The organism is Pseudomonas sp. AP19 (assembly GCF_001728855.1).
Lineage (GTDB): Bacteria > Pseudomonadota > Gammaproteobacteria > Pseudomonadales > Pseudomonadaceae > Aquipseudomonas > Aquipseudomonas fluorescens.
The window spans coordinates 1-22,790 of record NZ_LXJP01000059.1 but is presented as its reverse complement, the minus strand read 5'-3'; the positions used below and the strand labels follow the sequence as shown (position 1 = coordinate 22,790).

Annotated in this window: 35 protein-coding genes; 33 read left to right on the top strand and 2 right to left on the bottom strand. The window is 55.3% G+C overall.

Translation table 11 applies throughout. The annotated features are described in order from the left end of the window. Nucleotides 1-26 precede the first annotated feature (26 nt). The 31 genes from tuf (at nt 27) to bfr (ending at nt 17,388) form a co-directional block, all read left to right on the top strand. Nucleotides 27-1,220: an elongation factor Tu gene (tuf, locus tag A7D21_RS28270; protein ID WP_003176426.1), complete on the top strand. Its 1,194-nt coding sequence runs from the start codon at nt 27-29 to the stop codon at nt 1,218-1,220. Between the two features lie 159 nt (nt 1,221-1,379). Continuing rightward, nucleotides 1,380-1,691, top strand: a complete 312-nt coding sequence (gene rpsJ, locus A7D21_RS28265; protein ID WP_003186070.1) for a 30S ribosomal protein S10 — start codon at nt 1,380-1,382, stop codon at nt 1,689-1,691. 81 nt (nt 1,692-1,772) lie between these two features. Next, nucleotides 1,773-2,408, top strand: coding sequence for a 50S ribosomal protein L3 (rplC, locus tag A7D21_RS28260; protein WP_003194649.1), 636 nt, complete (start codon nt 1,773-1,775; stop codon nt 2,406-2,408). Between the two features lie 12 nt (nt 2,409-2,420). Then, complete coding sequence (gene rplD, locus A7D21_RS28255; RefSeq protein WP_017135963.1) at nt 2,421-3,023, top strand: 50S ribosomal protein L4; 603 nt, start codon at nt 2,421-2,423, stop codon at nt 3,021-3,023. Beyond that, on the top strand, nt 3,020-3,319 hold the full coding sequence (gene rplW / locus A7D21_RS28250) for a 50S ribosomal protein L23 (RefSeq protein WP_002555488.1): 300 nt from the start codon (nt 3,020-3,022) through the stop codon (nt 3,317-3,319). Before rplD ends, rplW begins: the two co-directional genes overlap by 4 nt. A 14-nt stretch (nt 3,320-3,333) precedes the next feature. After that, on the top strand, nt 3,334-4,158 hold the full coding sequence (gene rplB, locus A7D21_RS28245) for a 50S ribosomal protein L2 (RefSeq protein ID WP_003210080.1): 825 nt from the start codon (nt 3,334-3,336) through the stop codon (nt 4,156-4,158). 16 nt (nt 4,159-4,174) lie between these two features. Further along, nucleotides 4,175-4,450, top strand: a complete 276-nt coding sequence (rpsS, locus tag A7D21_RS28240; RefSeq protein ID WP_002555486.1) for a 30S ribosomal protein S19 — start codon at nt 4,175-4,177, stop codon at nt 4,448-4,450. 11 nt (nt 4,451-4,461) lie between these two features. Then, nucleotides 4,462-4,794 (top strand): 50S ribosomal protein L22, encoded by a 333-nt coding sequence (rplV, locus tag A7D21_RS28235; RefSeq protein WP_003103908.1) that lies wholly within the window; start codon nt 4,462-4,464, stop codon nt 4,792-4,794. Nucleotides 4,795-4,807: 13 nt separating this feature from the next. Further along, a complete protein-coding gene (gene rpsC / locus A7D21_RS28230; protein WP_003176422.1) occupies nt 4,808-5,494 on the top strand; it encodes a 30S ribosomal protein S3 in 687 nt (228 codons plus the stop codon). 12 nt (nt 5,495-5,506) lie between these two features. After that, on the top strand, nt 5,507-5,920 hold the full coding sequence (rplP, locus tag A7D21_RS28225; RefSeq protein WP_003232424.1) for a 50S ribosomal protein L16: 414 nt from the start codon (nt 5,507-5,509) through the stop codon (nt 5,918-5,920). Then, nucleotides 5,920-6,111 (top strand): 50S ribosomal protein L29, encoded by a 192-nt coding sequence (gene rpmC / locus A7D21_RS28220; protein ID WP_002555481.1) that lies wholly within the window; start codon nt 5,920-5,922, stop codon nt 6,109-6,111. Before rplP ends, rpmC begins: the two co-directional genes overlap by 1 nt. Nucleotides 6,112-6,113: 2 nt before the next feature. Then, nucleotides 6,114-6,380 (top strand): 30S ribosomal protein S17, encoded by a 267-nt coding sequence (gene rpsQ, locus A7D21_RS28215; protein ID WP_003176419.1) that lies wholly within the window; start codon nt 6,114-6,116, stop codon nt 6,378-6,380. A gap of 23 nt (nt 6,381-6,403) precedes the next feature. Beyond that, nucleotides 6,404-6,772, top strand: a complete 369-nt coding sequence (rplN, locus tag A7D21_RS28210) for a 50S ribosomal protein L14 (RefSeq protein WP_002555479.1) — start codon at nt 6,404-6,406, stop codon at nt 6,770-6,772. A gap of 11 nt (nt 6,773-6,783) precedes the next feature. Continuing rightward, nucleotides 6,784-7,098 carry a 50S ribosomal protein L24 gene (rplX, locus tag A7D21_RS28205; protein ID WP_003176416.1) on the top strand — a complete coding sequence of 105 codons (315 nt, stop codon included), beginning with the start codon at nt 6,784-6,786 and terminating at the stop codon, nt 7,096-7,098. Nucleotides 7,099-7,118: 20 nt separating this feature from the next. After that, the gene (rplE, locus tag A7D21_RS28200; protein WP_003176415.1) at nt 7,119-7,658 is read left to right on the top strand and encodes a 50S ribosomal protein L5; all 540 of its coding nucleotides are present in this window, start codon (nt 7,119-7,121) and stop codon (nt 7,656-7,658) included. A 13-nt stretch (nt 7,659-7,671) separates the two neighbouring features. Next, nucleotides 7,672-7,977: a 30S ribosomal protein S14 gene (gene rpsN / locus A7D21_RS28195; RefSeq protein ID WP_003176414.1), complete on the top strand. Its 306-nt coding sequence runs from the start codon at nt 7,672-7,674 to the stop codon at nt 7,975-7,977. 207 nt (nt 7,978-8,184) lie between these two features. After that, nucleotides 8,185-8,577, top strand: coding sequence for a 30S ribosomal protein S8 (rpsH, locus tag A7D21_RS28190; RefSeq protein WP_010566853.1), 393 nt, complete (start codon nt 8,185-8,187; stop codon nt 8,575-8,577). 12 nt (nt 8,578-8,589) lie between these two features. Then, complete coding sequence (gene rplF, locus A7D21_RS28185) at nt 8,590-9,123, top strand: 50S ribosomal protein L6 (protein WP_003176412.1); 534 nt, start codon at nt 8,590-8,592, stop codon at nt 9,121-9,123. Nucleotides 9,124-9,133: 10 nt separating this feature from the next. Continuing rightward, entirely contained in the window at nt 9,134-9,484 is a 351-nt protein-coding gene (gene rplR, locus A7D21_RS28180) for a 50S ribosomal protein L18 (protein ID WP_017135964.1), read from the top strand. A gap of 3 nt (nt 9,485-9,487) precedes the next feature. Then, nucleotides 9,488-9,988, top strand: coding sequence for a 30S ribosomal protein S5 (rpsE, locus tag A7D21_RS28175; RefSeq protein WP_003176409.1), 501 nt, complete (start codon nt 9,488-9,490; stop codon nt 9,986-9,988). A 2-nt stretch (nt 9,989-9,990) separates the two neighbouring features. Continuing rightward, complete coding sequence (gene rpmD / locus A7D21_RS28170) at nt 9,991-10,167, top strand: 50S ribosomal protein L30 (protein WP_003176408.1); 177 nt, start codon at nt 9,991-9,993, stop codon at nt 10,165-10,167. A gap of 3 nt (nt 10,168-10,170) precedes the next feature. Continuing rightward, entirely contained in the window at nt 10,171-10,608 is a 438-nt protein-coding gene (gene rplO / locus A7D21_RS28165) for a 50S ribosomal protein L15 (protein WP_003176407.1), read from the top strand. Beyond that, nucleotides 10,609-11,937 carry a preprotein translocase subunit SecY gene (gene secY / locus A7D21_RS28160; protein WP_016969470.1) on the top strand — a complete coding sequence of 443 codons (1,329 nt, stop codon included), beginning with the start codon at nt 10,609-10,611 and terminating at the stop codon, nt 11,935-11,937. 28 nt (nt 11,938-11,965) lie between these two features. Further along, on the top strand, nt 11,966-12,082 hold the full coding sequence (rpmJ, locus tag A7D21_RS34790) for a 50S ribosomal protein L36 (RefSeq protein ID WP_002555468.1): 117 nt from the start codon (nt 11,966-11,968) through the stop codon (nt 12,080-12,082). Nucleotides 12,083-12,211: 129 nt separating this feature from the next. Continuing rightward, nucleotides 12,212-12,568: a 30S ribosomal protein S13 gene (gene rpsM / locus A7D21_RS28155; protein WP_003210063.1), complete on the top strand. Its 357-nt coding sequence runs from the start codon at nt 12,212-12,214 to the stop codon at nt 12,566-12,568. Nucleotides 12,569-12,598: 30 nt separating this feature from the next. Then, nucleotides 12,599-12,988: a 30S ribosomal protein S11 gene (rpsK, locus tag A7D21_RS28150; protein WP_002555466.1), complete on the top strand. Its 390-nt coding sequence runs from the start codon at nt 12,599-12,601 to the stop codon at nt 12,986-12,988. Nucleotides 12,989-13,006: 18 nt separating this feature from the next. Beyond that, nucleotides 13,007-13,627 carry a 30S ribosomal protein S4 gene (gene rpsD, locus A7D21_RS28145; protein WP_003210056.1) on the top strand — a complete coding sequence of 207 codons (621 nt, stop codon included), beginning with the start codon at nt 13,007-13,009 and terminating at the stop codon, nt 13,625-13,627. A 22-nt stretch (nt 13,628-13,649) separates the two neighbouring features. Then, nucleotides 13,650-14,651 carry a DNA-directed RNA polymerase subunit alpha gene (gene rpoA, locus A7D21_RS28140; protein ID WP_003176403.1) on the top strand — a complete coding sequence of 334 codons (1,002 nt, stop codon included), beginning with the start codon at nt 13,650-13,652 and terminating at the stop codon, nt 14,649-14,651. A gap of 41 nt (nt 14,652-14,692) precedes the next feature. Next, a complete protein-coding gene (gene rplQ, locus A7D21_RS28135) occupies nt 14,693-15,079 on the top strand; it encodes a 50S ribosomal protein L17 (protein WP_003176402.1) in 387 nt (128 codons plus the stop codon). Between the two features lie 249 nt (nt 15,080-15,328). Further along, the gene (locus A7D21_RS28130; RefSeq protein ID WP_211264821.1) at nt 15,329-16,768 is read left to right on the top strand and encodes a catalase; all 1,440 of its coding nucleotides are present in this window, start codon (nt 15,329-15,331) and stop codon (nt 16,766-16,768) included. 155 nt (nt 16,769-16,923) lie between these two features. Further along, a complete protein-coding gene (gene bfr / locus A7D21_RS28125; RefSeq protein WP_015886133.1) occupies nt 16,924-17,388 on the top strand; it encodes a bacterioferritin in 465 nt (154 codons plus the stop codon). A gap of 64 nt (nt 17,389-17,452) precedes the next feature. Here bfr and uvrA read toward each other — a convergent pair whose 3' ends face one another. Next, nucleotides 17,453-20,287: an excinuclease ABC subunit UvrA gene (gene uvrA / locus A7D21_RS28120; RefSeq protein ID WP_069553225.1), complete on the bottom strand. Its 2,835-nt coding sequence runs from the start codon at nt 20,285-20,287 to the stop codon at nt 17,453-17,455. A 178-nt stretch (nt 20,288-20,465) separates the two neighbouring features. Between uvrA and A7D21_RS28115 the strand changes: the two genes are divergently transcribed. After that, nucleotides 20,466-21,860: an MFS transporter gene (locus A7D21_RS28115; RefSeq protein WP_053258269.1), complete on the top strand. Its 1,395-nt coding sequence runs from the start codon at nt 20,466-20,468 to the stop codon at nt 21,858-21,860. Between the two features lie 9 nt (nt 21,861-21,869). After that, entirely contained in the window at nt 21,870-22,397 is a 528-nt protein-coding gene (locus A7D21_RS28110) for a single-stranded DNA-binding protein (RefSeq protein ID WP_010467282.1), read from the top strand. Between the two features lie 179 nt (nt 22,398-22,576). On the opposite strand, the gene A7D21_RS28105 is transcribed toward A7D21_RS28110, so the two are convergent. Then, nucleotides 22,577-22,790, bottom strand: a 214-nt coding sequence (locus A7D21_RS28105) for an IS3 family transposase (RefSeq protein ID WP_141718280.1), incomplete at its 5' end; no start/stop codon positions are given.

Here is a 22,790-nt window from a genome sequence, read left to right as displayed (position 1 = left end):
GTCCTTTAGGCAAGGAGTTAATTGTCGTGGCTAAAGAAAAATTTGATCGTTCCCTACCGCACGTCAACGTTGGCACCATCGGTCACGTTGACCACGGTAAAACCACTCTGACTGCTGCTCTGACTCGCGTTTGCTCCGAAGTATTCGGTTCGGCAATCGTTGATTTCGATAAAATCGACAGCGCACCAGAAGAAAAAGCTCGTGGTATCACCATCAACACCGCGCACGTTGAATACAACTCGCTGATCCGTCACTACGCTCACGTTGACTGCCCAGGTCACGCTGACTATGTGAAGAACATGATCACCGGTGCTGCCCAGATGGACGGCGCAATCCTGGTTTGCTCGGCCGCTGATGGTCCGATGCCACAAACCCGTGAACACATCCTGCTGTCCCGTCAGGTTGGCGTTCCGTACATCGTGGTTTACCTGAACAAGGCTGACCTGGTAGACGACGCTGAGCTGCTGGAACTGGTTGAGATGGAAGTGCGCGATCTGCTGAGCACTTACGACTTCCCAGGCGACGACACTCCGATCATCATCGGTTCTGCTCGTATGGCTCTGGAAGGCAAAGACGACAACGAAATGGGCACCACGTCCGTTCGTAAACTGGTTGAAACTCTGGACAGCTACATCCCAGATCCAGTTCGTGTTATCGACAAGCCGTTCCTGATGCCAATCGAAGACGTGTTCTCGATCTCCGGTCGCGGTACTGTTGTGACTGGTCGTATCGAGCGCGGTATCGTTAAGGTTCAAGATCCACTGGAAATCGTTGGTCTGCGTGACACTACCGTCACCACCTGCACCGGTGTTGAAATGTTCCGTAAGCTGCTCGACGAAGGTCGTGCTGGCGAGAACTGCGGCGTTCTGCTGCGTGGTACCAAGCGTGACGACGTTGAGCGTGGCCAGGTTCTGGTTAAGCCAGGTTCGGTTAAGCCGCACACCAAGTTCGAAGCTGAAGTCTACGTACTGAGCAAAGAAGAAGGCGGTCGTCACACTCCGTTCTTCAAAGGCTACCGTCCACAGTTCTACTTCCGTACTACTGACGTGACTGGTAACTGCGAGCTGCCGGAAGGCGTTGAAATGGTTATGCCAGGCGACAACATCAAAATGGTTGTTACCCTGATCAAAACCATCGCAATGGAAGACGGTCTGCGTTTCGCTATTCGCGAAGGCGGCCGTACCGTTGGTGCTGGCGTTGTAGCTAAAATCATCGAGTAATTATCTCTTTTGAGATTGCCTTGATGTTTTGAAAAGGCCCCCGCTCAGCGGGGGCCTTTTTTATTGGGTTGACACCTATCTGGGCCGTCTATAGAATTGCGCCTCCTTTTAACGGGCGTATTGCGCTCGCTGGGAATAGCAGCCGGAGTCTGAAATCCAATGCAAAATCAGCAAATCCGTATCAGGTTGAAGGCTTTTGACCATCGCCTGATCGACCAATCCACCCAGGAAATCGTGGAAACCGCGAAACGTACTGGTGCACAAGTGCGTGGTCCAATTCCACTGCCTACCCGTAAAGAGCGGTTCACCGTTCTGGTCTCCCCGCACGTCAACAAAGACGCGCGTGACCAGTACGAGATCCGTACTCATAAGCGCGTACTGGACATCGTCCAGCCAACGGATAAAACCGTTGATGCACTTATGAAGCTTGATCTGGCGGCCGGTGTGGAAGTACAGATCAGCCTCGGCTAAGACTTGGGTCTTAGTCGTGTAACGCTCTGAAATGGGCGGCCATAGCGGGTGAAAGCCCCGTACACTCATGAGGTTTACAACATGACTATTGGTGTAGTCGGTCGTAAATGCGGTATGACCCGTATTTTCACCGAAGAAGGTGTCTCCATTCCGGTCACGGTCATTGAGATCGAACCGAATCGCGTCACCCAGTTCAAAACTGAAGAGACCGATGGCTATCGTGCAGTGCAAGTCACTGTCGGCGAGCGTCGTGCTTCGCGCGTGACTGCTGCTCAAGCAGGTCACTTCGCTAAAGCAAACGTTGCAGCTGGTCGCACTGTTATGGAGTTCCGTCTTGAAGATGGCGACTACCAGGCTGGCGATCTGATCAACGCTGAAATCTTCGCTGCTGGTCAACTGGTTGATGTAACCGGTCAGTCCAAAGGTAAAGGCTTCCAGGGTACGATCAAGCGTTGGAATTTCCGTGGCCAAGACAACACTCACGGTAACTCCGTTTCCCACCGCGTCCCGGGCTCTATTGGCCAGTGCCAGACTCCTGGTCGTGTATTCAAGGGCAAAAAAATGTCCGGTCATATGGGCGCTGAGCGCGTGACCGTGCAGTCCCTCGAAGTAGTGCGCGTCGACGCTGAACGCAATCTGTTGTTGGTCAAGGGTGCTGTTCCTGGCGCTACTGGCGGCAACCTGGTTGTACGTCCAGCGGCCAAGGCTCGCGGTTAAGGGGAAGCTGACATGCAATTAAATGTAAATGACGCTCAAGCGATCGAAGTTTCCGAACTGACGTTTGGCGGCGAGTTCAACGAGACGCTGGTTCACCAAGCAGTCGTGGCCTACATGGCCGGCGGCCGTCAAGGTAGCAAGCAGCAAAAGACCCGTTCCGACGTACGTGGTGGCGGTAAGCGCCCTTGGCGTCAGAAAGGTACTGGCCGTGCTCGTGCCGGTACTATCCGTAGCCCAATCTGGCGTGGCGGCGGTACCACTTTCGCAGCTCGTCCACAGGATCACACTCAGAAGCTCAACAAGAAGATGTATCGCGCAGCACTGCGCTCCATCCTTGCTGAACTCGTGCGTACTGATCGCCTGGTAGTGGTTCAGGACTTCGCTGTTGAAAGTCCAAAAACCAAAGATCTGCTGGGCAAACTGAACAACATGAGCCTGACCGATGTTTTGATCGTGTCTGAAGCTGTTGATCAGAACCTGTACCTGGCTGCTCGCAACCTGCCACACGTTGATGTACGTGACGTGCAAGGTTCCGATCCAGTTAGTCTGATCGCATACGACAAGGTGTTGATCACCGTGTCGGCCGTGAAGAAATTCGAGGAGCTGCTGGGATGAACCAGGAACGCGTATTTAAAGTTCTGCTTGGCCCGCACGTCTCCGAAAAGGCTACGGTTCTGGCTGACAAGAAAGGCCAGTTCGTTTTCAAGGTTGCAACTGACGCAACCAAGCTGGAAATCAAGAAGGCCGTCGAAAGCCTGTTCAGCGTGAAAGTTGAGCGTGTTACTACCCTGAATGTTCTGGGTAAGAGCAAGCGCACTGCTCGCGGTCTGGGCAAGCGTAATGACTGGAAGAAGGCAGTTATCTCCCTTCAGCCAGGCCAAGATCTCGATTTCAGCAGCAGTGCTGAGTAAGGAAGGGGTGCATCATGGCAATCGTTAAATGCAAACCGACTTCCCCTGGCCGCCGTTTTGTGGTCAAGGTGGTCAACCAGGAGCTGCATAAAGGCGCTCCTCACGCACCGCTGCTCGAGAAGAAATCGAAGACTGGTGGTCGTAACAACAATGGTCGTATTACCACTCGTCACATCGGTGGTGGCCATAAGCAGCATTATCGTCTGGTCGACTTCCGTCGCAACGACAAAGATGGCATCGCTGCCACTGTCGAGCGTATCGAATACGATCCAAACCGTACTGCTCACATCGCTCTGCTGCTGTACGCAGATGGCGAGCGTCGCTACATCATCGCCCCTAAAGGCGTGAGTGCTGGTGACCAGCTGATCGCAGGTGCTCTGGCACCGATCAAGCCGGGCAACGCTCTGCAACTGCGTAACATTCCAGTTGGTAGCACCGTACACGGCATCGAATTGAAGCCAGGTAAAGGCGCGCAAATCGCTCGTTCCGCTGGTGCTTCGGCTCAGCTGATCGCTCGTGAAGGTGTCTACGTGACCCTGCGTCTGCGTTCTGGTGAGATGCGTAAAGTGCTGGCTGAATGCCGCGCGACCCTGGGTGAAGTCTCGAACTCCGAGCACAGCCTGCGTTCGCTGGGTAAAGCTGGTGCCAAACGCTGGCGTGGCGTTCGCCCAACCGTTCGTGGTGTTGCCATGAACCCGGTTGACCACCCACACGGTGGTGGTGAAGGTCGTACCTCTGGTGGTCGTCATCCGGTATCGCCATGGGGCTTCCCGACTAAGGGCGCGAAGACTCGTGGTAATAAGCGTACCGACAAAATGATCGTCCGTCGTCGCAAGTAAATAGAGGGATACGACAGTGCCACGTTCTCTGAAAAAAGGTCCTTTTATTGATCTTCACCTACTGAAGAAGATCGAAGTGGCGGCGGAAAAGAACGATCGCAAACCAGTTAAGACCTGGTCGCGCCGTTCTATGATCCTGCCACAAATGGTCGGTTTGACCATCGCAGTACACAACGGTCGTCAACACGTCCCAGTTCTCGTTAACGAAGACATGGTCGGCCACAAACTGGGCGAGTTTGCCGGTACCCGCACATATCGTGGGCACGTGGCAGACAAGAAAGCCAAGCGTTAAGGGGTTAGGAAATGGAAGTAGCCGCTAAGTTGTCGGGCGCTCGAATCTCCGCCCAGAAAGCCCGCTTGGTCGCCGACCAGATCCGCGGGAAGAAGGTGGGCGAAGCGCTCAACCTGTTGGCTTTCAGCAGTAAGAAAGCCGCCGAGATCATGAAGAAAGTGCTGGAGTCGGCCGTAGCCAACGCCGAGCATAACGAAGGCGCAGACGTTGATGACCTGAAGGTCAGCACCGTTTTCGTCAACGAAGGGCGTTCGCTGAAGCGCATCATGCCACGTGCCAAAGGCCGTGCTGATCGCATCGTCAAGCGGTCTTGCCATATCACTGTCAAGGTTGCTGACAAGTAACGGAGTCGAAGAGATGGGTCAGAAAGTACATCCCATTGGCATTCGCCTGGGAATCGTCAAGGAGCACACCTCCGTCTGGTACGCAGACGGTCGGACTTATGCGGACTATTTGTTCGCTGATCTGAAGGTGCGTGAGTATCTCCAAGACAAACTAAAAAGCGCGTCCGTAAGCCGTATCGATATCCATCGTCCGGCGCAAACTGCACGTATCACCATCCACACCGCTCGTCCAGGTATCGTTATCGGGAAGAAAGGTGAAGATGTTGAGAAACTGCGTCAGGACCTGACCAAGCAAATGGGTGTGCCTGTGCACATCAATATCGAAGAGATCCGTAAGCCGGAGCTCGACGGTATGCTGGTTGCGCAGAGCGTAGCTCAGCAGCTGGAGCGTCGCGTAATGTTCCGTCGCGCTATGAAGCGCGCCGTACAGAACGCCATGCGCATTGGTGCCAAAGGCATCAAAATCCAAGTGAGCGGTCGTCTCGGCGGTGCTGAAATCGCACGTACTGAATGGTATCGCGAAGGTCGTGTGCCACTGCACACCCTGCGTGCCGACATCGACTATGCCAACTACGAAGCTCACACCACTTACGGTGTGATCGGTGTAAAGGTTTGGATCTTCAAAGGCGAAGTAATTGGTGGTCGCCAAGAAGAACTGAAACCACAAGCACCAGCGCCTCGTAAAAAAGCTGCTAAGTAAGGGGTACGCCAAATGTTGCAACCAAAGCGTACGAAGTTCCGCAAGCAGATGACAGGCCACAACCGTGGTCTGGCTCAGCGCGGTAGCAAAGTCAGCTTCGGCGAGTTCGCGCTGAAGTCTGTAGCTCGTGGTCGTCTCACCGCTCGTCAGATCGAGTCAGCGCGTCGTGCTCTGACCCGTCACGTAAAACGTGGCGGCAAGATCTGGATCCGTGTATTCCCGGACAAGCCGATCTCCAAAAAACCTCTCGAGGTTCGGATGGGTAAAGGTAAGGGTAACGTGGAATACTGGGTAGCCCAGATTCAGCCAGGCAAAGTCCTGTATGAAATCGAGGGTGTAACTGAAGAGCTGGCGCGTGAGGCTTTTGCCCTGGCTGCTGCAAAGCTGCCGCTCGCCACCGCCTTTGTTAAACGGACGGTGATGTGATGAAAGCGAATGAACTTCGTGAAAAATCCGCACAGCAGCTGAACGAGCAACTGCTCGGCCTGCTGCGCGACCAGTTCAATCTGCGTATGCAGAAAGCAACTGGCCAGTTGGGGCAGTCTCATCTGCTCTCGCAAGTTAAGCGTGACATCGCTCGCGTGAAGACTGTGCTCAACCAGCAGGCAGGTAAGTGATCATGGCTGAAGCCGAAAAGACTGTCCGTACGCTGACTGGCCGTGTTGTCAGCGACAAGATGGACAAAACCATCACCGTACTGATCGAGCGTCGCGTTAAGCACCCGATCTACGGTAAATATGTTAAGCGTTCGACTAAGCTGCACGCGCACGACGAAACCAATCAGTGCCACATCGGCGACAAAGTCACTATTCGTGAAACTCGTCCGCTGGCCAAGACCAAGTCTTGGGCACTGGTTGATGTTCTCGAACGCGCTGTGGAAGTCTAAGGACTAGGGGTCGGAGAAATTATATGATTCAGACTCAATCCATGCTCGATGTGGCCGATAACAGCGGCGCTCGCCGTGTTATGTGCATCAAGGTGCTGGGTGGCTCCCATCGTCGTTACGCTGGTATCGGTGACATCATCAAAGTTACCGTGAAGGAAGCAATTCCTCGCGGTAAAGTGAAAAAAGGCCAAGTGATGACTGCTGTTGTAGTCCGCACTCGTCACGGCGTACGTCGTGCTGATGGCTCCATTATCCGCTTTGATGGCAACGCTGCTGTTCTTCTGAACAACAAGCAAGAGCCGATCGGCACCCGTATCTTTGGGCCAGTGACCCGTGAACTTCGTACTGAGAAGTTCATGAAGATCGTCTCGCTCGCCCCAGAAGTGCTGTAAGGAGATCCGACATGCAAAAGATTCGTCGTGACGACGAGATCATCGTGATCGCCGGCAAAGACAAAGGTAAGCGCGGTAAGGTGCTTAAGGTTCTCGCTAATAACCGTCTGGTTATCGGTGGTCTGAACCTGGTTAAGCGTCATACCAAGCCTAACCCGATGTCGGGCGTACAAGGCGGTATCGTCGAAAAAGAAGCTCCACTGGACGCTTCTAACGTCGCCATTTTCAACGGCGAAACCAACAAGGCTGACCGCGTTGGTTTCAAAGTAGAAGACGGCAAGAAAATTCGTGTCTTCAAGTCGACCCAAAAAGCGGTTGATGCTTGAACACTGCTAGGTAGAAGACCATGGCACGACTAAAAGAGATTTACTGGAAAGAAATCGCACCGAAGCTTAAGGAAGAACTTAAGCTTTCGAACGTGATGGAAGTTCCACGCGTTACCAAAATCACCCTGAACATGGGTCTGGGCGAAGCAGTCGGTGACAAAAAAGTCATCGAGCACGCTGTTGCTGACCTGGAAAAGATCACCGGTCAAAAAGTCGTTGTGACTTACGCTCGGAAATCCATCGCTGGCTTTAAAGTCCGTGAAGGTTGGCCGATCGGCGTCAAAGTGACTCTGCGCCGTGAGCGTATGTATGAATTCCTGGATCGTCTGCTGTCGATCTCCCTGCCTCGGGTTCGCGACTTCCGCGGCCTGAATGCCAAGTCCTTCGATGGTCGTGGTAACTACAGCATGGGCGTGAAAGAGCAGATCATCTTCCCGGAAATCGACTACGACAAGATCGATGCTCTCCGCGGTCTGGACATCACCCTGACCACCACTGCCAAGAACGATGATGAAGGTCGCGCCCTGTTGCGTGCTTTCAAATTCCCGTTCCGCAACTGATTGGAGTAGGACCATGGCCAAGATGAGCATGAAAAACCGCGAGCTGAAGCGTCAGCTCACGGTTGCCAAGTACGCCAAGAAGCGTGCAGCACTGAAAGCAATCATCGTTGATCTGAACGCAAGTCCAGAAGCACGTTGGGAAGCGACAGTTGCTCTGCAGAAGCAGCCACGTGACGCAAGCGCTTCGCGCATGCGTAACCGCTGCCGCCTGACCGGTCGTCCACACGGCGTTTACCGCAAGTTCGGCCTCGGCCGTAACAAACTGCGTGAAGCGGCAATGCGTGGTGACGTACCAGGTCTGGTTAAAGCCAGCTGGTAAGTACTTCAACGTCCAGGTGGGCAGAATCGCAAGATACTGACCGCCGGTGACCTTGAATCTGGATCAAGCCCCTTTTGGGGCTTGTTTCATTTCCGGAGTATGTCTAAAATACGCGGCTCGCCTGAGCCCGTGTTTTTTATGCCCGGAGATTCTCGGCGACATATGTAGCCGCAAGGCTAATTTTTTTGTATTAGGAGCGTCTAGCCCATGAGTATGCAGGACCCGTTAGCGGACATGCTAACTCGTATCCGTAATGCCCAGATGGCTGAAAAGTCCGTCGTAAGCATGCCATCTTCCAAGTTGAAGGTAGCTGTTGCCAAAGTCCTGAAAGACGAAGGCTACATTGCGGGTTATCAGATCAGCAGCGAAACCAAGCCACTGCTGTCCATCGAGCTGAAGTACTTCGAAGGCCGTTCGGTCATCGAAGAAGTGAAGCGCGTTAGCCGTCCAGGCCTGCGTCAGTACAAGTCCGCTGAAGATCTGCCGAAAGTTCGTGGCGGTCTGGGCGTGTCTATCGTCTCCACCAACAAAGGTGTGATGACGGATCGTGCTGCGCGCGCTGCCGGTGTCGGCGGCGAAGTTCTTTGCACTGTGTTCTAAGGGGGGATAAGCATGTCTCGCGTCGCTAAGAACCCCGTTAAGCTGCCAGCCGGTGTCGAAGTAAAATTCGCAGGCCAACAGCTTTCGGTGAAGGGTGCCAAGGGCACTCTTGAACTGAACATCCATTCGTCCGTTGAGATCGTTGAAGAAGCTGGTGAGCTGCGTTTCGCTGCTCGCAATGGCGATCAACAAACTCGCGCAATGGCCGGTACCACGCGTGCGTTGGTAAACAACATGGTCCAAGGCGTAAGCCAAGGCTTCGAGCGCAAGCTCCAGCTGGTCGGTGTTGGTTACAAAGCGCAAGCAAAAGGCACGGTTTTGAACCTTGCCCTTGGCTTCTCGCACCCAGTGGATTACGAACTGCCGGAAGGCATCACCGCTGAGACCCCTAGCCAAACCGATATCCTGATCAAGGGTATTGATAAGCAGCTGGTAGGTCAGGTGGCCGCTGAGATCCGCGACTTCCGTCCACCAGAGCCGTACAAAGGCAAAGGTGTGCGCTACGCGGACGAAGTCGTCCGTCGTAAAGAAGCCAAGAAGAAGTAGGGCATAGCAAATGACCGACAAAAAAGTTACTCGACTGCGTCGCGCTCGCAAAGCACGCCTGAAAATGCACGAACTCGAAGTCGTGCGTCTCTGCGTGTACCGCTCGTCGCAGCACATCTACGCCCAGGTCATCTCGGCCGACGGCAACAAAGTCCTGGCAAGCGCCTCGACTTTGGATAAAGAACTGCGTGATGGTGCCACCGGCAACATCGACGCGGCCACAAAGGTTGGCCAGCTGGTCGCTACACGTGCTAAGGCCGTGGGCGTCTCGCAAGTGGCTTTCGACCGCTCTGGCTTCAAGTACCACGGTCGCGTGAAAGCGCTGGCTGATGCTGCTCGTGAAGCTGGGCTGGAGTTCTAAGTTATGTCAAATAACGACCAAAAGCGCGACGAAGGCTACATTGAGAAGCTGGTTCAAGTTAACCGCGTAGCCAAAACCGTTAAAGGCGGCCGTATCTTCACTTTCACCGCGTTGACCGTGGTTGGTGATGGTAAAGGGCGCGTTGGCTTCGGCCGTGGCAAGTCACGTGAAGTGCCTGCTGCGATCCAGAAGGCAATGGAAGCTGCTCGTCGCAACATGATCCAAGTTGATCTGAACGGCACCACGCTGCAGTACGCAATGAAGTCCGCCCATGGCGCTTCGAAGGTGTACATGCAGCCTGCTTCTGAAGGTACCGGTATCATCGCTGGCGGCGCTATGCGTGCTGTCCTCGAAGTTGCTGGCGTTCAGAACGTTCTGGCCAAGTGCTACGGCTCGACTAACCCGGTAAACGTGGTTCACGCCACTTTCAAAGGTTTGAAAGCTATGCAATCTCCTGAGTCCATCGCTGCGAAGCGTGGTCTGACTGTCAAGGAGATCTTCTGATCATGGCTACCGTTAAAGTAACGCTGATCAAAAGCATGACCGGCCGCATCCCTAACCACAAACTGTGTGTTAAAGGTTTGGGTCTGCGTCGCATCGGTCACACTGTAGAAGTCCAGGATACTCCCGAGAATCGCGGGATGATCAACAAGGCTTACTACATGCTGCGTGTAGAGGGTTAATCGATGAAACTCAATGATCTGAGTCCAGCGCCGGGTTCCCGTCGCGAAAAGCATCGTCCGGGCCGTGGTATCGGTAGCGGTTTGGGTAAGACTGGTGGCCGTGGCCACAAAGGTCAAACCTCCCGCTCCGGTGGCACCATCGCTCCAGGCTTTGAAGGCGGTCAACAGCCGCTGCATCGTCGCCTGCCTAAGTTCGGTTTCGTATCCCTGAAAGCCATGGACCGCGCAGAAGTGCGTCTGTCCGAGCTGGCTAAAGTGGAAGGCGACATCGTTACTGTGCAGACCCTGAAAGATGCCAACGTGATCAACGTCAACGTACAGCGTGTGAAAATCATGCTGTCCGGTGAAGTGACTCGCGCTGTCACTATCGGCAAGGGAATCGGCGCCACCAAAGGTGCGCGTTCGGCTATCGAAGCAGCTGGCGGCAAGTTCGAGGAATAAATGGCTAAGCAAGGTGCTCTCTCAGCGCTCGGCAAAGGCGGTATGTCTGAACTTTGGGCTCGTCTGCGTTTTCTGTTCCTGGCGATTATCGTCTACCGAATAGGCGCACACATCCCGGTTCCAGGTATCAACCCGGACCGACTCGCAGACCTGTTTCGACAGAATGAGGGGACCATTCTTAGCTTGTTCAACATGTTTTCCGGCGGCGCGCTGGAACGGATGAGCATCTTTGCACTGGGGATCATGCCGTACATTTCGGCATCGATCATCATGCAACTGATGACCGCCGTCAGCCCGCAGCTGGAGCAGTTGAAGAAGGAAGGTGAAGCTGGCCGTCGCAAGATTAGCCAGTACACCCGCTACGGCACTGTCGTCCTCGCCCTGGTTCAAGCTATCGGCATGTCCGTTGGTCTGGCGGGGCAGGGCGTTGCGTTCACTGGTGACTTTGGCTTCTATTTCGTCGCGGTATCCACGTTTGTGGCTGGTGCGATGTTCATGATGTGGCTGGGTGAGCAGATTACTGAGCGTGGTGTTGGTAACGGTATCTCGATGTTGATTTTCGCAGGTATCGTCGCCGGTCTTCCGAGAGCAATTGGGCAGTCTTTCGAGTCTGCACGTCAGGGTGATATCAACATCTTCGCTCTGGTTGCCATCGGTTTGCTGGCAGTAGCGATTATCGGTTTTGTGGTGTTCATTGAGCGTGGCCAGCGTCGTATTGCTGTTCACTACGCCAAGCGTCAGCAGGGCCGTAAGGTTTTTGCTGCGCAGACCAGCCACTTGCCGCTGAAAGTGAATATGGCCGGTGTTATTCCGGCAATTTTCGCGAGCAGCATTTTGCTGTTTCCGGCTTCGTTGGGTACCTGGTTTGGTCAGTCTGAAAATATGGGCTGGCTGCAGGACCTCTCTCAGTCGATCGCTCCTGGTCAGCCGTTGAATATTCTGCTGTTTAGTGCAGGGATTATTTTCTTCTGCTTCTTCTATACGGCGTTGATGTTCAATCCGAAAGACGTAGCGGAAAACCTGAAGAAGTCCGGTGCCTTTATTCCGGGCATCCGTCCAGGTGAGCAGTCTGCACGCTACATTGATGGCGTTTTGACTCGTTTGACCCTGTTCGGTGCTCTATATATGACGGCCGTGTGCTTGCTTCCCCAGTTCCTGGTGGTTGCAGCAAACGTTCCGTTCTACCTTGGCGGGACCTCGTTGCTGATCGTGGTCGTGGTTGTGATGGACTTCATGTCCCAAGTACAATCGCACCTCGTTTCGCACCAGTACGAATCCCTGATGAAGAAAGCCAACCTGAAGGGCTACGGCAGCGGCATGTTGCGCTGAGTACCCCATAAGGTTCGAGGAGTTGGTGATGAAAGTTCGTGCATCGGTGAAAAAGCTGTGCCGTAACTGCAAGATTATTCGCCGCGAAGGTGTTGTTCGAGTAATTTGCAGCGCGGAACCGCGTCACAAACAGCGCCAAGGCTGAGTGTGATCCGCTTGAAGCCCGGCAGCTAGTGCGCTGCCGGGTTGATTATTTGTTATTACAGCGATATTATCTCGCGCCCTATTTCTTGGCTTCCGGGGCGTAGGTAGCTGTCAATTGGAGTCCCACTGAATGGCCCGTATTGCAGGCGTTAACATTCCAGATAACAAGCACACTGTTATCTCGCTGACCTACATCTATGGTGTTGGTCGCACTACTGCGCAGAAAATTTGCGCAGACACTGGGGTAAACCCAGCCGCTAAGATCAAAGATCTGAGCGACGAGCAGATTGAGCTGTTGCGTGGCGAAGTGGCGAAGTTCACCACTGAAGGTGACCTGCGTCGCGAAATCAACATGAAAATCAAGCGTTTGATGGACCTCGGTTGCTACCGTGGTCTGCGTCATCGTCGTGGTCTTCCAGTACGCGGTCAGCGTACCAAGACTAACGCGCGTACCCGTAAAGGTCCGCGTAAGCCGATCCGCAAGTAATCGCCCACGCGAATCGACAGGAAAATTATCATGGCAAAACCTGCTGCTCGTCCTCGTAAAAAAGTTAAAAAGACAGTGGTTGATGGCATCGCCCACATCCATGCATCTTTTAACAACACCATCGTGACCATCACCGACCGTCAAGGTAACGCGCTGTCTTGGGCTACCTCTGGTGGTTCGGGTTTCCGCGGTTCCCGCAAGTCCACCCCGTTTGCTGCTCAAGTAGCTGCTGAACGTGCTGGTCAAGCTGCGCTGGAATACGGCCTGAAAAACCTCGACGTTAACGTCAAAGGTCCAGGTCCAGGTCGTGAGTCTGCTGTCCGTGCTTTGAACGGCTGTGGCTATAAGATCGCCAGCATCACCGACGTGACGCCAATCCCGCACAACGGGTGCCGTCCGCCGAAGAAGCGCCGCGTGTAATCCAGGAGATTGTAAAGAATGGCTCGTTACATTGGTCCAAAATGCAAACTCGCTCGTCGCGAAGGCACCGATCTCTTCTTGAAGAGCGGCGTGCGCGCGATCGAATCGAAGTGCAACATTGAAGCAGCACCTGGTATCCACGGCCAACGCCGCGGTCGCCAGTCCGATTACGGCACCCAACTGCGTGAAAAGCAGAAGGTCCGTCGTATTTACGGCGTTCTCGAGCGTCAGTTCAGCGGCTACTACAAAGAAGCTGCTGGCAAGAAAGGTGCAACCGGTGAAAACCTGCTGCAACTGCTCGAATGCCGTCTGGACAACGTTGTATACCGTATGGGCTTTGGTTCGACTCGTGCCGAATCCCGTCAGCTGGTATCGCACAAATCCGTCAGCGTAAACGGCCAAACCGTTAACGTTCCGTCGTACCAGGTTCGTGCTGGTGACGTTGTCGCGATTCGCGAGAAAGCAAAAAACCAACTTCGCATTGTCCAAGCTCTCGATCTGTGTGCCCAACGTGGCCGCGTAGAATGGGTAGAAGTAGACACTGAGAAGAAGTCGGGCGTTTTCAAGAACGTTCCTGCTCGCAGTGATCTGTCCGCCGACATCAACGAAAGCCTGATTGTCGAGCTCTACTCCAAGTAAGGGCTAGAAAATAGGTGCATCCATGCAGATTTCGGTAAATGAGTTCCTGACACCCCGCCACATTGATGTGCAGGTTGTCAGTCCAACCCGCGCCAAGATCACTCTCGAGCCTCTCGAGCGTGGTTTTGGCCACACCCTGGGCAACGCGCTGCGCCGCATCCTGTTGTCCTCAATGCCCGGCTGTGCAGTAGTCGAGGCCGAGATTGACGGTGTGCTCCACGAGTACAGCGCCATCGAAGGTGTACAGGAAGACGTAATTGAAATCCTGTTGAACCTTAAAGGTCTGGCTATCAAGCTGCACGGCCGTGACGAAGTTACGCTGACCTTGTCGAAGAAGGGTTCGGGGGTGGTTACCGCTGCCGATATTCAGCTGGATCATGATGTCGAGATCGTTAATCCCGATCACGTAATCGCTAACCTGGCGTCTAACGGCGCCCTGAACATGAAGCTCACTGTAGCTCGTGGTCGTGGTTATGAACCGGCCGACTCGCGTCAGAGCGATGAAGACGAAAGCCGCAGCATTGGTCGCTTGCAGCTTGACTCTTCGTTCAGCCCGGTTCGCCGCATCGCATACGTGGTGGAAAACGCCCGTGTCGAGCAGCGTACTAACCTGGACAAGCTGGTTATTGATCTGGAAACCAACGGTACTCTGGATCCTGAAGAGGCTATCCGCCGCGCTGCAACCATCCTGCAACAGCAGTTGGCTGCGTTCGTCGACCTCAAAGGTGACAGCGAACCAGTGGTAATCGAGCAGGAAGACGAGATCGATCCGATCCTGCTTCGCCCGGTTGACGATCTGGAACTGACTGTACGTTCGGCTAACTGCCTTAAGGCGGAAAACATTTACTACATCGGCGACCTGATTCAGCGTACCGAAGTAGAACTGTTGAAGACTCCGAACCTGGGCAAGAAATCCTTGACTGAAATCAAGGACGTTCTGGCCTCCCGCGGTCTGTCCCTCGGCATGCGCCTCGACAACTGGCCGCCTGCAAGTCTTAAGAAGGACGACAAGGCGACTGCCTGATCGTCGTAATCACCGAACGTGAGTTTGGTAAGGAATGAACCATGCGTCATCGTAAAAGTGGTCGTCACCTGAGCCGTACCAGCTCGCACCGCAAGGCCATGTTCCAAAACATGGCGGTGTCGCTGTTCGAGCACGAGCTGATCAAAACTACACTGCCGAAAGCTAAAGAACTGCGTCGCGTTGCTGAGCCGCTGATCACTTTGGCCAAGACAGACAGCCTGGCTAACCGCCGTCTGGCTTTCGACCGTACTCGTTCGAAAGCTATCGTTGGTAAGCTCTTCAACGACCTGGGCAAGCGTTACGCTACCCGTGAGGGTGGCTACCTGCGCATCCTCAAGTGCGGTTTCCGCGCTGGCGACAACGCGCCTATGGCGTACGTCGAGTTGGTTGATCGTGCTACTGCCGGCGAAGCTGTAAGCGCCGAGTAAGACGACAGTCTGCAACGAAAAACCGGGCCTAGTGCCCGGTTTTTTGTGGGCGGTAGAAAAGCCTTCTATATTCTTCAGGTCGCTACCGCGACGCTCTTACTAAACCAAAGCTATTTGCCAGGACGGTTCGTTAGTTATTTTCTATCAAAGTCCATGATTTAATGCATTTGATGGTGTCATCTTGATGGTCAATACTCCCTCCAAGCCGATTAGCCGGCAGTTCTTAGCCTGACCTGAGGAAGATTGAGCATGAGTAATATCCTTACTACCGCCAGCGGCGCACCCGTCGCGGATAACCAGAACTCCCGTACCGCCGGCCCGCGCGGTCCTTTGCTCCTTGATGATTTTCATCTGATCGAGAAGCTCGCGCATTTCAACCGTGAGAACATTCCTGAGCGCCGTGTACATGCCAAAGGTTCTGGCGCCCACGGTACGTTCACGGTTACCCGCGATATCACCCAGTACACCCGCGCCAAGCTGTTTGAAACCGTTGGCAAACAGACACCTACGTTCCTGCGTTTCTCCACCGTGGGTGGCGAGCGTGGTTCGGCGGATACCGCGCGTGATCCGCGTGGTTTCGCTTTGAAGTTCTATACCGAAGAAGGTAACTGGGACATCGTGGGCAACAACACGCCGGTGTTCTTTATTCGCGACCCGCTGAAGTTCCCGGACTTCATCCACACCCAAAAGCGTGTGCCGCAAACGAACCTGAAAAGTGCGCAGATGGTCTGGGACTTCTGGTCTCTCTCTCCCGAGGCATTGCACCAAATCACAATTTTGTTTTCGGACCGTGGCACTCCAGATGGCTATCGTCATATGCATGGCTTCGGTAGTCATACCTACAGCTTGATCAATGCCAAAGGCGAGCGCCACTGGGTCAAATGGCACTACAAAACCAAGCAAGGTATCAAGAACCTGACTCCCGAGGAGGCAACCCGCATTGCCGGCACTGACCCTGATTACGCTCAGCGTGACCTGTTTGACGCGATTCAGCGCGGTGATTTTCCGAAGTGGAGTGTCAATATCCAGATCATGACCGAAGCTCAGGCCGTTGCTCATTACGAAAACCCCTTCGATGTGACCAAAACCTGGTCCCAGCAGGAGTTTCCGTTGATCGAGGTTGGCGAGCTGGAGCTGAACCGTAATCCAGTGAATTACTTCGCTGAGGTTGAGCAGGCATGCTTTGGTCCAAGCAACATGGTCCCGGGTGTGGGGCTGTCACCAGACCGCATGCTTCAAGGCCGTGTTTTCGCTTATGCCGATGCTCACCGTTATCGTGTCGGTACCAACCACCAGCAGTTGCCTATCAATTCGCCATTGAGTCCCGTCAATACTAATCAGCGTGACGGTTCGATGTCCTTTGGTTACGGTGGTGCGGCGCCTAACTACGAGCCAAACAGCGTCGCGGGTACGCCCCAACAAGCGCCTCAGTATGCCGAGCCGCCTTTGGCATTGAATGGTGCGGCAGATCGTTATGATCAGCGTGAGGATACCGACTACTACAGCCATGCCGGTGCGCTGTACCGGTTGATGGACGATGGTCAGAAAACTCTCCTGATCAACAACATTGTCGGTGCCATGGCTGGAGTGACCAGTGATGTGGTCCAGCGGCAGCTGCAACACTTTGTAAAAGCTGATGCTGATTACGGCCAACGTATCGCAAGAGGATTGGGCGTAACCATTAACTGACTCTAAACGATAAGCAGAACCGCCCTCATTTGGGCGGTTTTTGCGTTATTTCAGCTACTTTTCACCACAAATCTTCACTTTTCTGCCGTTGATCCCGTGACCTCCGGGTCATCATGGTTCAAACTACAGACTTTCAAGCAGGGAGATGTAGGGCGATGCAAGGTCACCCCGACGTAATCGATTACCTCAACACGTTGCTGACGGGCGAACTGGCAGCTCGTGACCAATATTTCATCCATTCGCGCATGTACGAAGACTGGGGCTTTACCGAGCTCTATGAGCGTATCAACCATGAGATGGAAGAAGAGGCACAGCACGCCGACGCACTGATGCGCCGCATTCTGATGCTCGAAGGCACGCCGCGTATGCGTCCAGACGACCTGGATGTGGGCACCACAGTGCCTGACATGCTCGCCGCTGACCTTCGCCTGGAGTACAAGGTGCGTGCCGCACTCTGCAAGGGCATCGAGCTCTGCGAGCAACACAACGACTATGTCACCCGCGAAATTTTGCGTGTCCAGTTGAACGACACCGAAGAAGATCACACCTACTGGCTGGAAAAGCAGTTGGGCCTGATCAAGCTGGTTGGCCTGGAAAATTACCTGCAATCGCAGTTCTGATTCCGGTTACAAAAAAGCCCCTGTCACCGCAACGTGACAGGGGCTTTTTCATGCGCCCGACCAATCAGGCTTTGTCGCGCGCCAATAACGGCTTCAAGTAGTAGCCGGTATGTGACTGCGGCATCTCCGAGACCTGTTCCGGCGTACCCACCGCGATGATCTGGCCACCCTTGGAGCCGCCTTCCGGCCCGAGGTCCACCAGCCAGTCGGCGGTCTTGATCACATCAAGGTTGTGCTCGATCACCACCACTGTGTTGCCGTGGTCACGCAAGCGGTGCAGCACGTCCAGCAATTGCTGAATATCGGCAAAGTGCAAGCCCGTAGTCGGCTCATCGAGGATGTACAGCGTCTTGCCGGTATCGCGCTTGGACAGCTCGCGAGACAGCTTCACTCGCTGCGCCTCACCACCGGACAAGGTGGTCGCCGACTGCCCCAGCTTGATGTACGACAGGCCTACATCCATCAATGTCTGCAGCTTGCGCGCCAATGCAGGCACCGCGTCGAAGAACACCCGGGCTTCCTCGATGGTCATCTCCAGGGTTTCGTGGATGCTTTTGCCCTTGTACTTGATCTCCAGGGTTTCGCGGTTATAACGCTTGCTCTTGCACACATCGCACGGCACGTAGATGTCCGGCAGAAAGTGCATCTCAACCTTGATCAGGCCATCGCCCTGGCACGCTTCGCAGCGCCCGCCCTTCACGTTGAACGAGAACCGGCCAGGCCCGTAACCGCGTGAGCGAGACTCCGGCACACCCGCAAACAGTTCGCGTATCGGTGTGAACAACCCGGTATAGGTCGCCGGGTTGGAACGCGGTGTGCGGCCAATCGGGCTTTGGTCGATATCGACCACCTTGTCCAGGTGTTCCAGGCCTTTGATGCTGTCGTGTGCAGCGGCCTCCAGCGTGGTGGCACCATTCAGGGCGGTGGCACTCAGCGGAAACAGCGTGTTGTTGATCAGCGTCGACTTGCCAGAGCCGGAAACGCCGGTCACACAGGTCAGCAGGCCGAGAGGGATTTCCAGGTCCACATTGCGCAGGTTGTTGCCGCGCGCGCCCTTGAGGTGCAACGCCATCTTTTTGTTACGCGGCGTACGCTTGGCGGGCACTTCGATCTTCACCCGGCCGGACAGGTACTTGCCGGTCAGCGAATCCGGATGAGCCATCACTTCGGCAGGTGTGCCTTCGGCGACGATGTGCCCACCGTGCACACCTGCACCCGGGCCAATGTCGACCACATAATCCGCCAGGCGAATCGCGTCTTCATCATGCTCGACCACGATCACGGTGTTACCGATATCCCGCAGGTGTTTAAGCGTTCCCAGAAGGCGGTCATTGTCGCGTTGATGTAAGCCAATCGACGGTTCATCAAGGATGTACAAAACGCCCACCAGGCCGGCACCAATCTGGCTGGCCAACCGAATCCGCTGGGCTTCACCGCCAGACAGCGTGTCGGCGCTGCGATCCAGGGACAGATAATCCAGGCCAACGTTGACCAGGAACTGCAAGCGCTCGCGGATTTCCTTGAGGATCTTGTCGGCAATTTCCCCACGACGTCCGGTCAGCTTGAGCACACCAAAGTATTCGCAGGCATCGCCGATCGGCAGGTTGGTCACCGCCGGCAAGGTCTTCTCACCGACCCACACATGGCGCGCCTCGCGACGCAGGCGAGTGCCCCGGCAGTCCGGGCACGGTTGGGTACTGAGGAACTTGGCCAGCTCCTCGCGCACGCTCGCCGATTCGGTTTCGCGATAGCGCCGCTCCAGGTTCGGCACGATGCCCTCGAACGGGTGCGAGCGTTTGACGATATCGCCACGGTCGTTCAGGTATTTGAAGTCGACGTTCTGCGAACCACTGCCGTGCAGGATGACTTTCTGCTGTTCTGCCGGCAGTTGGTTGAATGGCACTTCCAGGCTGAACTTATAGTGGGACGCCAATGACCCGAGCATCTGGAAGTAATAGACGTTACGCCTGTCCCAGCCGCGTATGGCACCCTCCGCCAATGTCAGGTCACCATTGACCAGGCGCTTGATGTCGAAGAACTGTTTAACCCCCAGGCCATCACAGGTCGGGCAGGCGCCAGCCGGGTTGTTGAACGAAAACAGCTTGGGTTCGAGTTCGCTGATGGCGTGGCCGCAGATCGGGCAGGCGAAACGTGCGGAGAAGATGATCTCTTCACCCGGCTCGTCATCCATCGGCGCGACCAGCGCAATGCCATCCGCCAGCTTCAGTGCGGTTTCGAACGATTCCGCCAAACGCTGCTGCAAGTCGGCGCGCACTTTGAAGCGATCGACCACTACATCAATCGAATGCTTCTTCTGCTTGTCGAGCTTCGGCGCTTCGTCCAGCTCATAGAGCTTGCCGTTGATGCGCGCGCGCACGAAACCCTGGGCGCGCAGTTCCTCGAAGACCGAAAGGTGTTCGCCCTTGCGCTCGCGAATGACCGGCGCCAGCAGCATCAGCTTGGCGCCCTCGGGCTGGGCCAGCACCAGGTCAACCATTTGGCTGACAGTCTGGGCTTCCAGGGGAATGTCGTGGTCCGGGCAGCGCGGAATGCCTACGCGCGCATACAGCAGACGCAGGTAGTCGTAGATTTCGGTGATGGTGCCCACGGTGGAGCGTGGGTTATGGGAAGTCGACTTCTGCTCGATGGAAATCGCCGGCGACAAACCTTCGATGGTGTCGACGTCAGGTTTTTCCATCATCGACAGGAATTGCCGGGCATACGCCGACAGTGACTCTACATAGCGACGTTGACCTTCGGCATACAGCGTGTCGAACGCCAGGGACGATTTGCCGGACCCGGACAAGCCGGTGATGACGATCAGTTTGTCCCGGGGCAGGGTCAGGTCGATGTTCTTCAGGTTGTGGGTTCTAGCCCCACGAATCAGGATCTTGTCCAAGATGGCCTCGCACGGCGGGCGTAAATAATGCAGGAGTATACGGCTAAAGACTGGATGAATATACACTGTCAAAGTGCCGGGTGCAGCCTTACATGAAAGCTGCGCGGCAAAGCGCCGCATATACCCTCTCTATCGATGGGACTGGTAGAATCGCCGCCGGTTCACACGAGGTTTTTCCATGCACGATCCCCACAGCGAACGCATGAGTAGCGGCGAGACCCGAGCAGCAAGCGGTCTGGCCCTGGTGTTCGCCTTCCGTATGCTTGGCATGTTTATGGTGTTGCCGGTGCTGGCGACCTATGGAATGGATCTCGCAGGCGCGACCCCCGCCCTGATCGGCCTGGCGATTGGCGCCTATGGCCTGACCCAGGCACTTTTTCAGATTCCGTTCGGGATCATTTCCGATCGTATCGGCCGGCGGCCGGTGATTTACCTGGGGCTGATCGTGTTCGCCCTCGGCAGCGTGCTCGCGGCTCAGTCAGATTCGATCTGGGGCGTGATTGCCGGGCGCGTGCTGCAAGGCGCCGGCGCGATTTCCGCCGCCGTCATGGCGCTGCTTTCGGACCTGACCCGCGAACAACACCGTACCAAGGCCATGGCCATGATCGGCATGACCATCGGCTTGTCGTTCGCAGTGGCGATGGTTGTCGGCCCGTTGCTGACACGTGCCTTTGGTTTGCACGGGCTGTTCCTCGCCACCGGCGGTATGGCGCTGTTCGGGATCGTGATCGTTGCGTTCATGGTGCCGCGCTCCACCGGCACGCTGCAGCACCGCGAATCCGGCGTCGCACGCAAAGCATTGCTGCCGACCCTCAAGCACCCGGACCTGCTGCGCCTGGATTTAGGTATCTTCGTATTGCACGCGATGCTGATGTGCAGCTTCGTCGCGCTGCCCCTGGCACTGGTCGAAAAAGCCGGCCTGCCCAAGGAACAGCACTGGTGGGTCTATCTGACCGCGCTGTTGATCTCGTTCTTCGCCATGATCCCGTTCATCATCTACGGCGAGAAGAAACGCAAAATGAAACGAGTTCTCCTGGGCGCCGTCGCGACATTGATGCTCACTGAGCTATTCTTCTGGAAATTCGGCGACAGCCTGCGGGCGCTGGTAATCGGCACCGTGGTGTTCTTCACCGCGTTCAACCTGCTGGAGGCTTCGTTGCCTTCGCTGATCAGTAAAGTTTCACCGGCGGGCGGCAAGGGCACGGCCATGGGGGTGTATTCCACCAGCCAGTTCCTCGGTTCGGCGCTGGGCGGCATCATGGGTGGCTGGATGTTCCAGCATGGCGGTTTGTCGGTTGTGTTCCTCGGATGCGCCGGGCTGGCTGCACTTTGGCTGGCCTTTGCTGTTACCATGCGCGAACCTCCGTACGTCACAAGTCTGCGCCTGCCGTTGTCGCCCGAAGCAATTCGTGAAGCTGGCCTGGTAGAGCGCCTGAAGGCCGTCGTCGGGGTAACAGATGCAGTAGTGGTCGCTGAAGAGGCGGCCATTTACATCAAATTGGACACCGAATTATTGGATCGCGCGACGCTCGAGCAACTGGTCAACCCAGTGCCGACAGCGCGCCCAGCTTAGGAGAACGTTATGGCCCGTGGGGTTAACAAAGTCATATTGGTCGGTACATGCGGCCAGGATCCCGAAGTTCGCTACTTGCCTAACGGTAACGCCGTGACCAACCTGAGTCTGGCGACCAGCGAACAGTGGACTGACAAGCAGACCGGCCAGAAGGTCGAGAAGACCGAATGGCACCGCGTGTCGATGTTCGGCAAGGTTGCAGAGATCGCCGGTGAATACCTGCGCAAAGGTTCGCAGGTCTACATCGAAGGCAAACTGCAAACCCGCGAGTGGGAAAAAGACGGCATCAAGCGTTACACCACTGAAATCGTGGTCGACATGCAAGGCACCATGCAACTGCTGGGCGGCCGTCCACAGCAGGGCGATCAACAAGGCGGGGGCAATAACTACCAGCAGTCCGCTCCGGCCCCACGCCAGCAGGCTCCGCGCCCGCAGCAGTCGGCACCGCAACAATCGCGTCAGGCGCCGCCTCCACAACAGGCCGCTCCACAGCCTGCTCCGGATTTCGACAGCTTTGATGACGATATCCCGTTCTGAAGTGTAGTTTTTTAAGAGCGGTGAACATTAAAAGCGAAGCCATTGATTTGGCTTCGCTTTTTATTGTTTACAGATTTTTGCGGAGTAAGAGCTACATTTGTTAAGTGTTTACCTCTCGAAGGTGTAAACAAATGACTCTGAACCTGGACTACCCCCGCTCCCGTAGACATTTTCCAGCCTCAAAGTGAGGCACTTTCAAAGGCCTCAGGACTGACGCCGCCCAGGTGACTGTGACGACGCGTTCGGTTGTAAAACGCCTCAATGTAATCGAATACGTCGGCACGGGCCATGTCCCGGGTTTTGTAGATCCTCTTGCGGATGCGTTCTTTTTTCAGGCTACTGAAAAAAGACTCAGCCACGGCATTGTCCCAGCAGTTTCCTCGGCGGCTCATG

Coding starts and splice junctions, on each gene's coding strand:
- rpsJ (WP_003186070.1), top strand. CDS start 1,380: ATGCAAAATCAGCAAATCCGTATCAGGTTGAAGGCTTTTGACCATCGC.
- rplC (WP_003194649.1), top strand. CDS start 1,773: ATGACTATTGGTGTAGTCGGTCGTAAATGCGGTATGACCCGTATTTTC.
- rplD (WP_017135963.1), top strand. CDS start 2,421: ATGCAATTAAATGTAAATGACGCTCAAGCGATCGAAGTTTCCGAACTG.
- rplW (WP_002555488.1), top strand. CDS start 3,020: ATGAACCAGGAACGCGTATTTAAAGTTCTGCTTGGCCCGCACGTCTCC.
- rplB (WP_003210080.1), top strand. CDS start 3,334: ATGGCAATCGTTAAATGCAAACCGACTTCCCCTGGCCGCCGTTTTGTG.
- rplV (WP_003103908.1), top strand. CDS start 4,462: ATGGAAGTAGCCGCTAAGTTGTCGGGCGCTCGAATCTCCGCCCAGAAA.
- rpsC (WP_003176422.1), top strand. CDS start 4,808: ATGGGTCAGAAAGTACATCCCATTGGCATTCGCCTGGGAATCGTCAAG.
- rplP (WP_003232424.1), top strand. CDS start 5,507: ATGTTGCAACCAAAGCGTACGAAGTTCCGCAAGCAGATGACAGGCCAC.
- rpmC (WP_002555481.1), top strand. CDS start 5,920: ATGAAAGCGAATGAACTTCGTGAAAAATCCGCACAGCAGCTGAACGAG.
- rpsQ (WP_003176419.1), top strand. CDS start 6,114: ATGGCTGAAGCCGAAAAGACTGTCCGTACGCTGACTGGCCGTGTTGTC.
- rplN (WP_002555479.1), top strand. CDS start 6,404: ATGATTCAGACTCAATCCATGCTCGATGTGGCCGATAACAGCGGCGCT.
- rplX (WP_003176416.1), top strand. CDS start 6,784: ATGCAAAAGATTCGTCGTGACGACGAGATCATCGTGATCGCCGGCAAA.
- rplE (WP_003176415.1), top strand. CDS start 7,119: ATGGCACGACTAAAAGAGATTTACTGGAAAGAAATCGCACCGAAGCTT.
- rpsN (WP_003176414.1), top strand. CDS start 7,672: ATGGCCAAGATGAGCATGAAAAACCGCGAGCTGAAGCGTCAGCTCACG.
- rpsH (WP_010566853.1), top strand. CDS start 8,185: ATGAGTATGCAGGACCCGTTAGCGGACATGCTAACTCGTATCCGTAAT.
- rplF (WP_003176412.1), top strand. CDS start 8,590: ATGTCTCGCGTCGCTAAGAACCCCGTTAAGCTGCCAGCCGGTGTCGAA.
- rplR (WP_017135964.1), top strand. CDS start 9,134: ATGACCGACAAAAAAGTTACTCGACTGCGTCGCGCTCGCAAAGCACGC.
- rpsE (WP_003176409.1), top strand. CDS start 9,488: ATGTCAAATAACGACCAAAAGCGCGACGAAGGCTACATTGAGAAGCTG.
- rpmD (WP_003176408.1), top strand. CDS start 9,991: ATGGCTACCGTTAAAGTAACGCTGATCAAAAGCATGACCGGCCGCATC.
- rplO (WP_003176407.1), top strand. CDS start 10,171: ATGAAACTCAATGATCTGAGTCCAGCGCCGGGTTCCCGTCGCGAAAAG.
- secY (WP_016969470.1), top strand. CDS start 10,609: ATGGCTAAGCAAGGTGCTCTCTCAGCGCTCGGCAAAGGCGGTATGTCT.
- rpmJ (WP_002555468.1), top strand. CDS start 11,966: ATGAAAGTTCGTGCATCGGTGAAAAAGCTGTGCCGTAACTGCAAGATT.
- rpsM (WP_003210063.1), top strand. CDS start 12,212: ATGGCCCGTATTGCAGGCGTTAACATTCCAGATAACAAGCACACTGTT.
- rpsK (WP_002555466.1), top strand. CDS start 12,599: ATGGCAAAACCTGCTGCTCGTCCTCGTAAAAAAGTTAAAAAGACAGTG.
- rpsD (WP_003210056.1), top strand. CDS start 13,007: ATGGCTCGTTACATTGGTCCAAAATGCAAACTCGCTCGTCGCGAAGGC.
- rpoA (WP_003176403.1), top strand. CDS start 13,650: ATGCAGATTTCGGTAAATGAGTTCCTGACACCCCGCCACATTGATGTG.
- rplQ (WP_003176402.1), top strand. CDS start 14,693: ATGCGTCATCGTAAAAGTGGTCGTCACCTGAGCCGTACCAGCTCGCAC.
- A7D21_RS28130 (WP_211264821.1), top strand. CDS start 15,329: ATGAGTAATATCCTTACTACCGCCAGCGGCGCACCCGTCGCGGATAAC.
- bfr (WP_015886133.1), top strand. CDS start 16,924: ATGCAAGGTCACCCCGACGTAATCGATTACCTCAACACGTTGCTGACG.
- A7D21_RS28115 (WP_053258269.1), top strand. CDS start 20,466: ATGCACGATCCCCACAGCGAACGCATGAGTAGCGGCGAGACCCGAGCA.
- A7D21_RS28110 (WP_010467282.1), top strand. CDS start 21,870: ATGGCCCGTGGGGTTAACAAAGTCATATTGGTCGGTACATGCGGCCAG.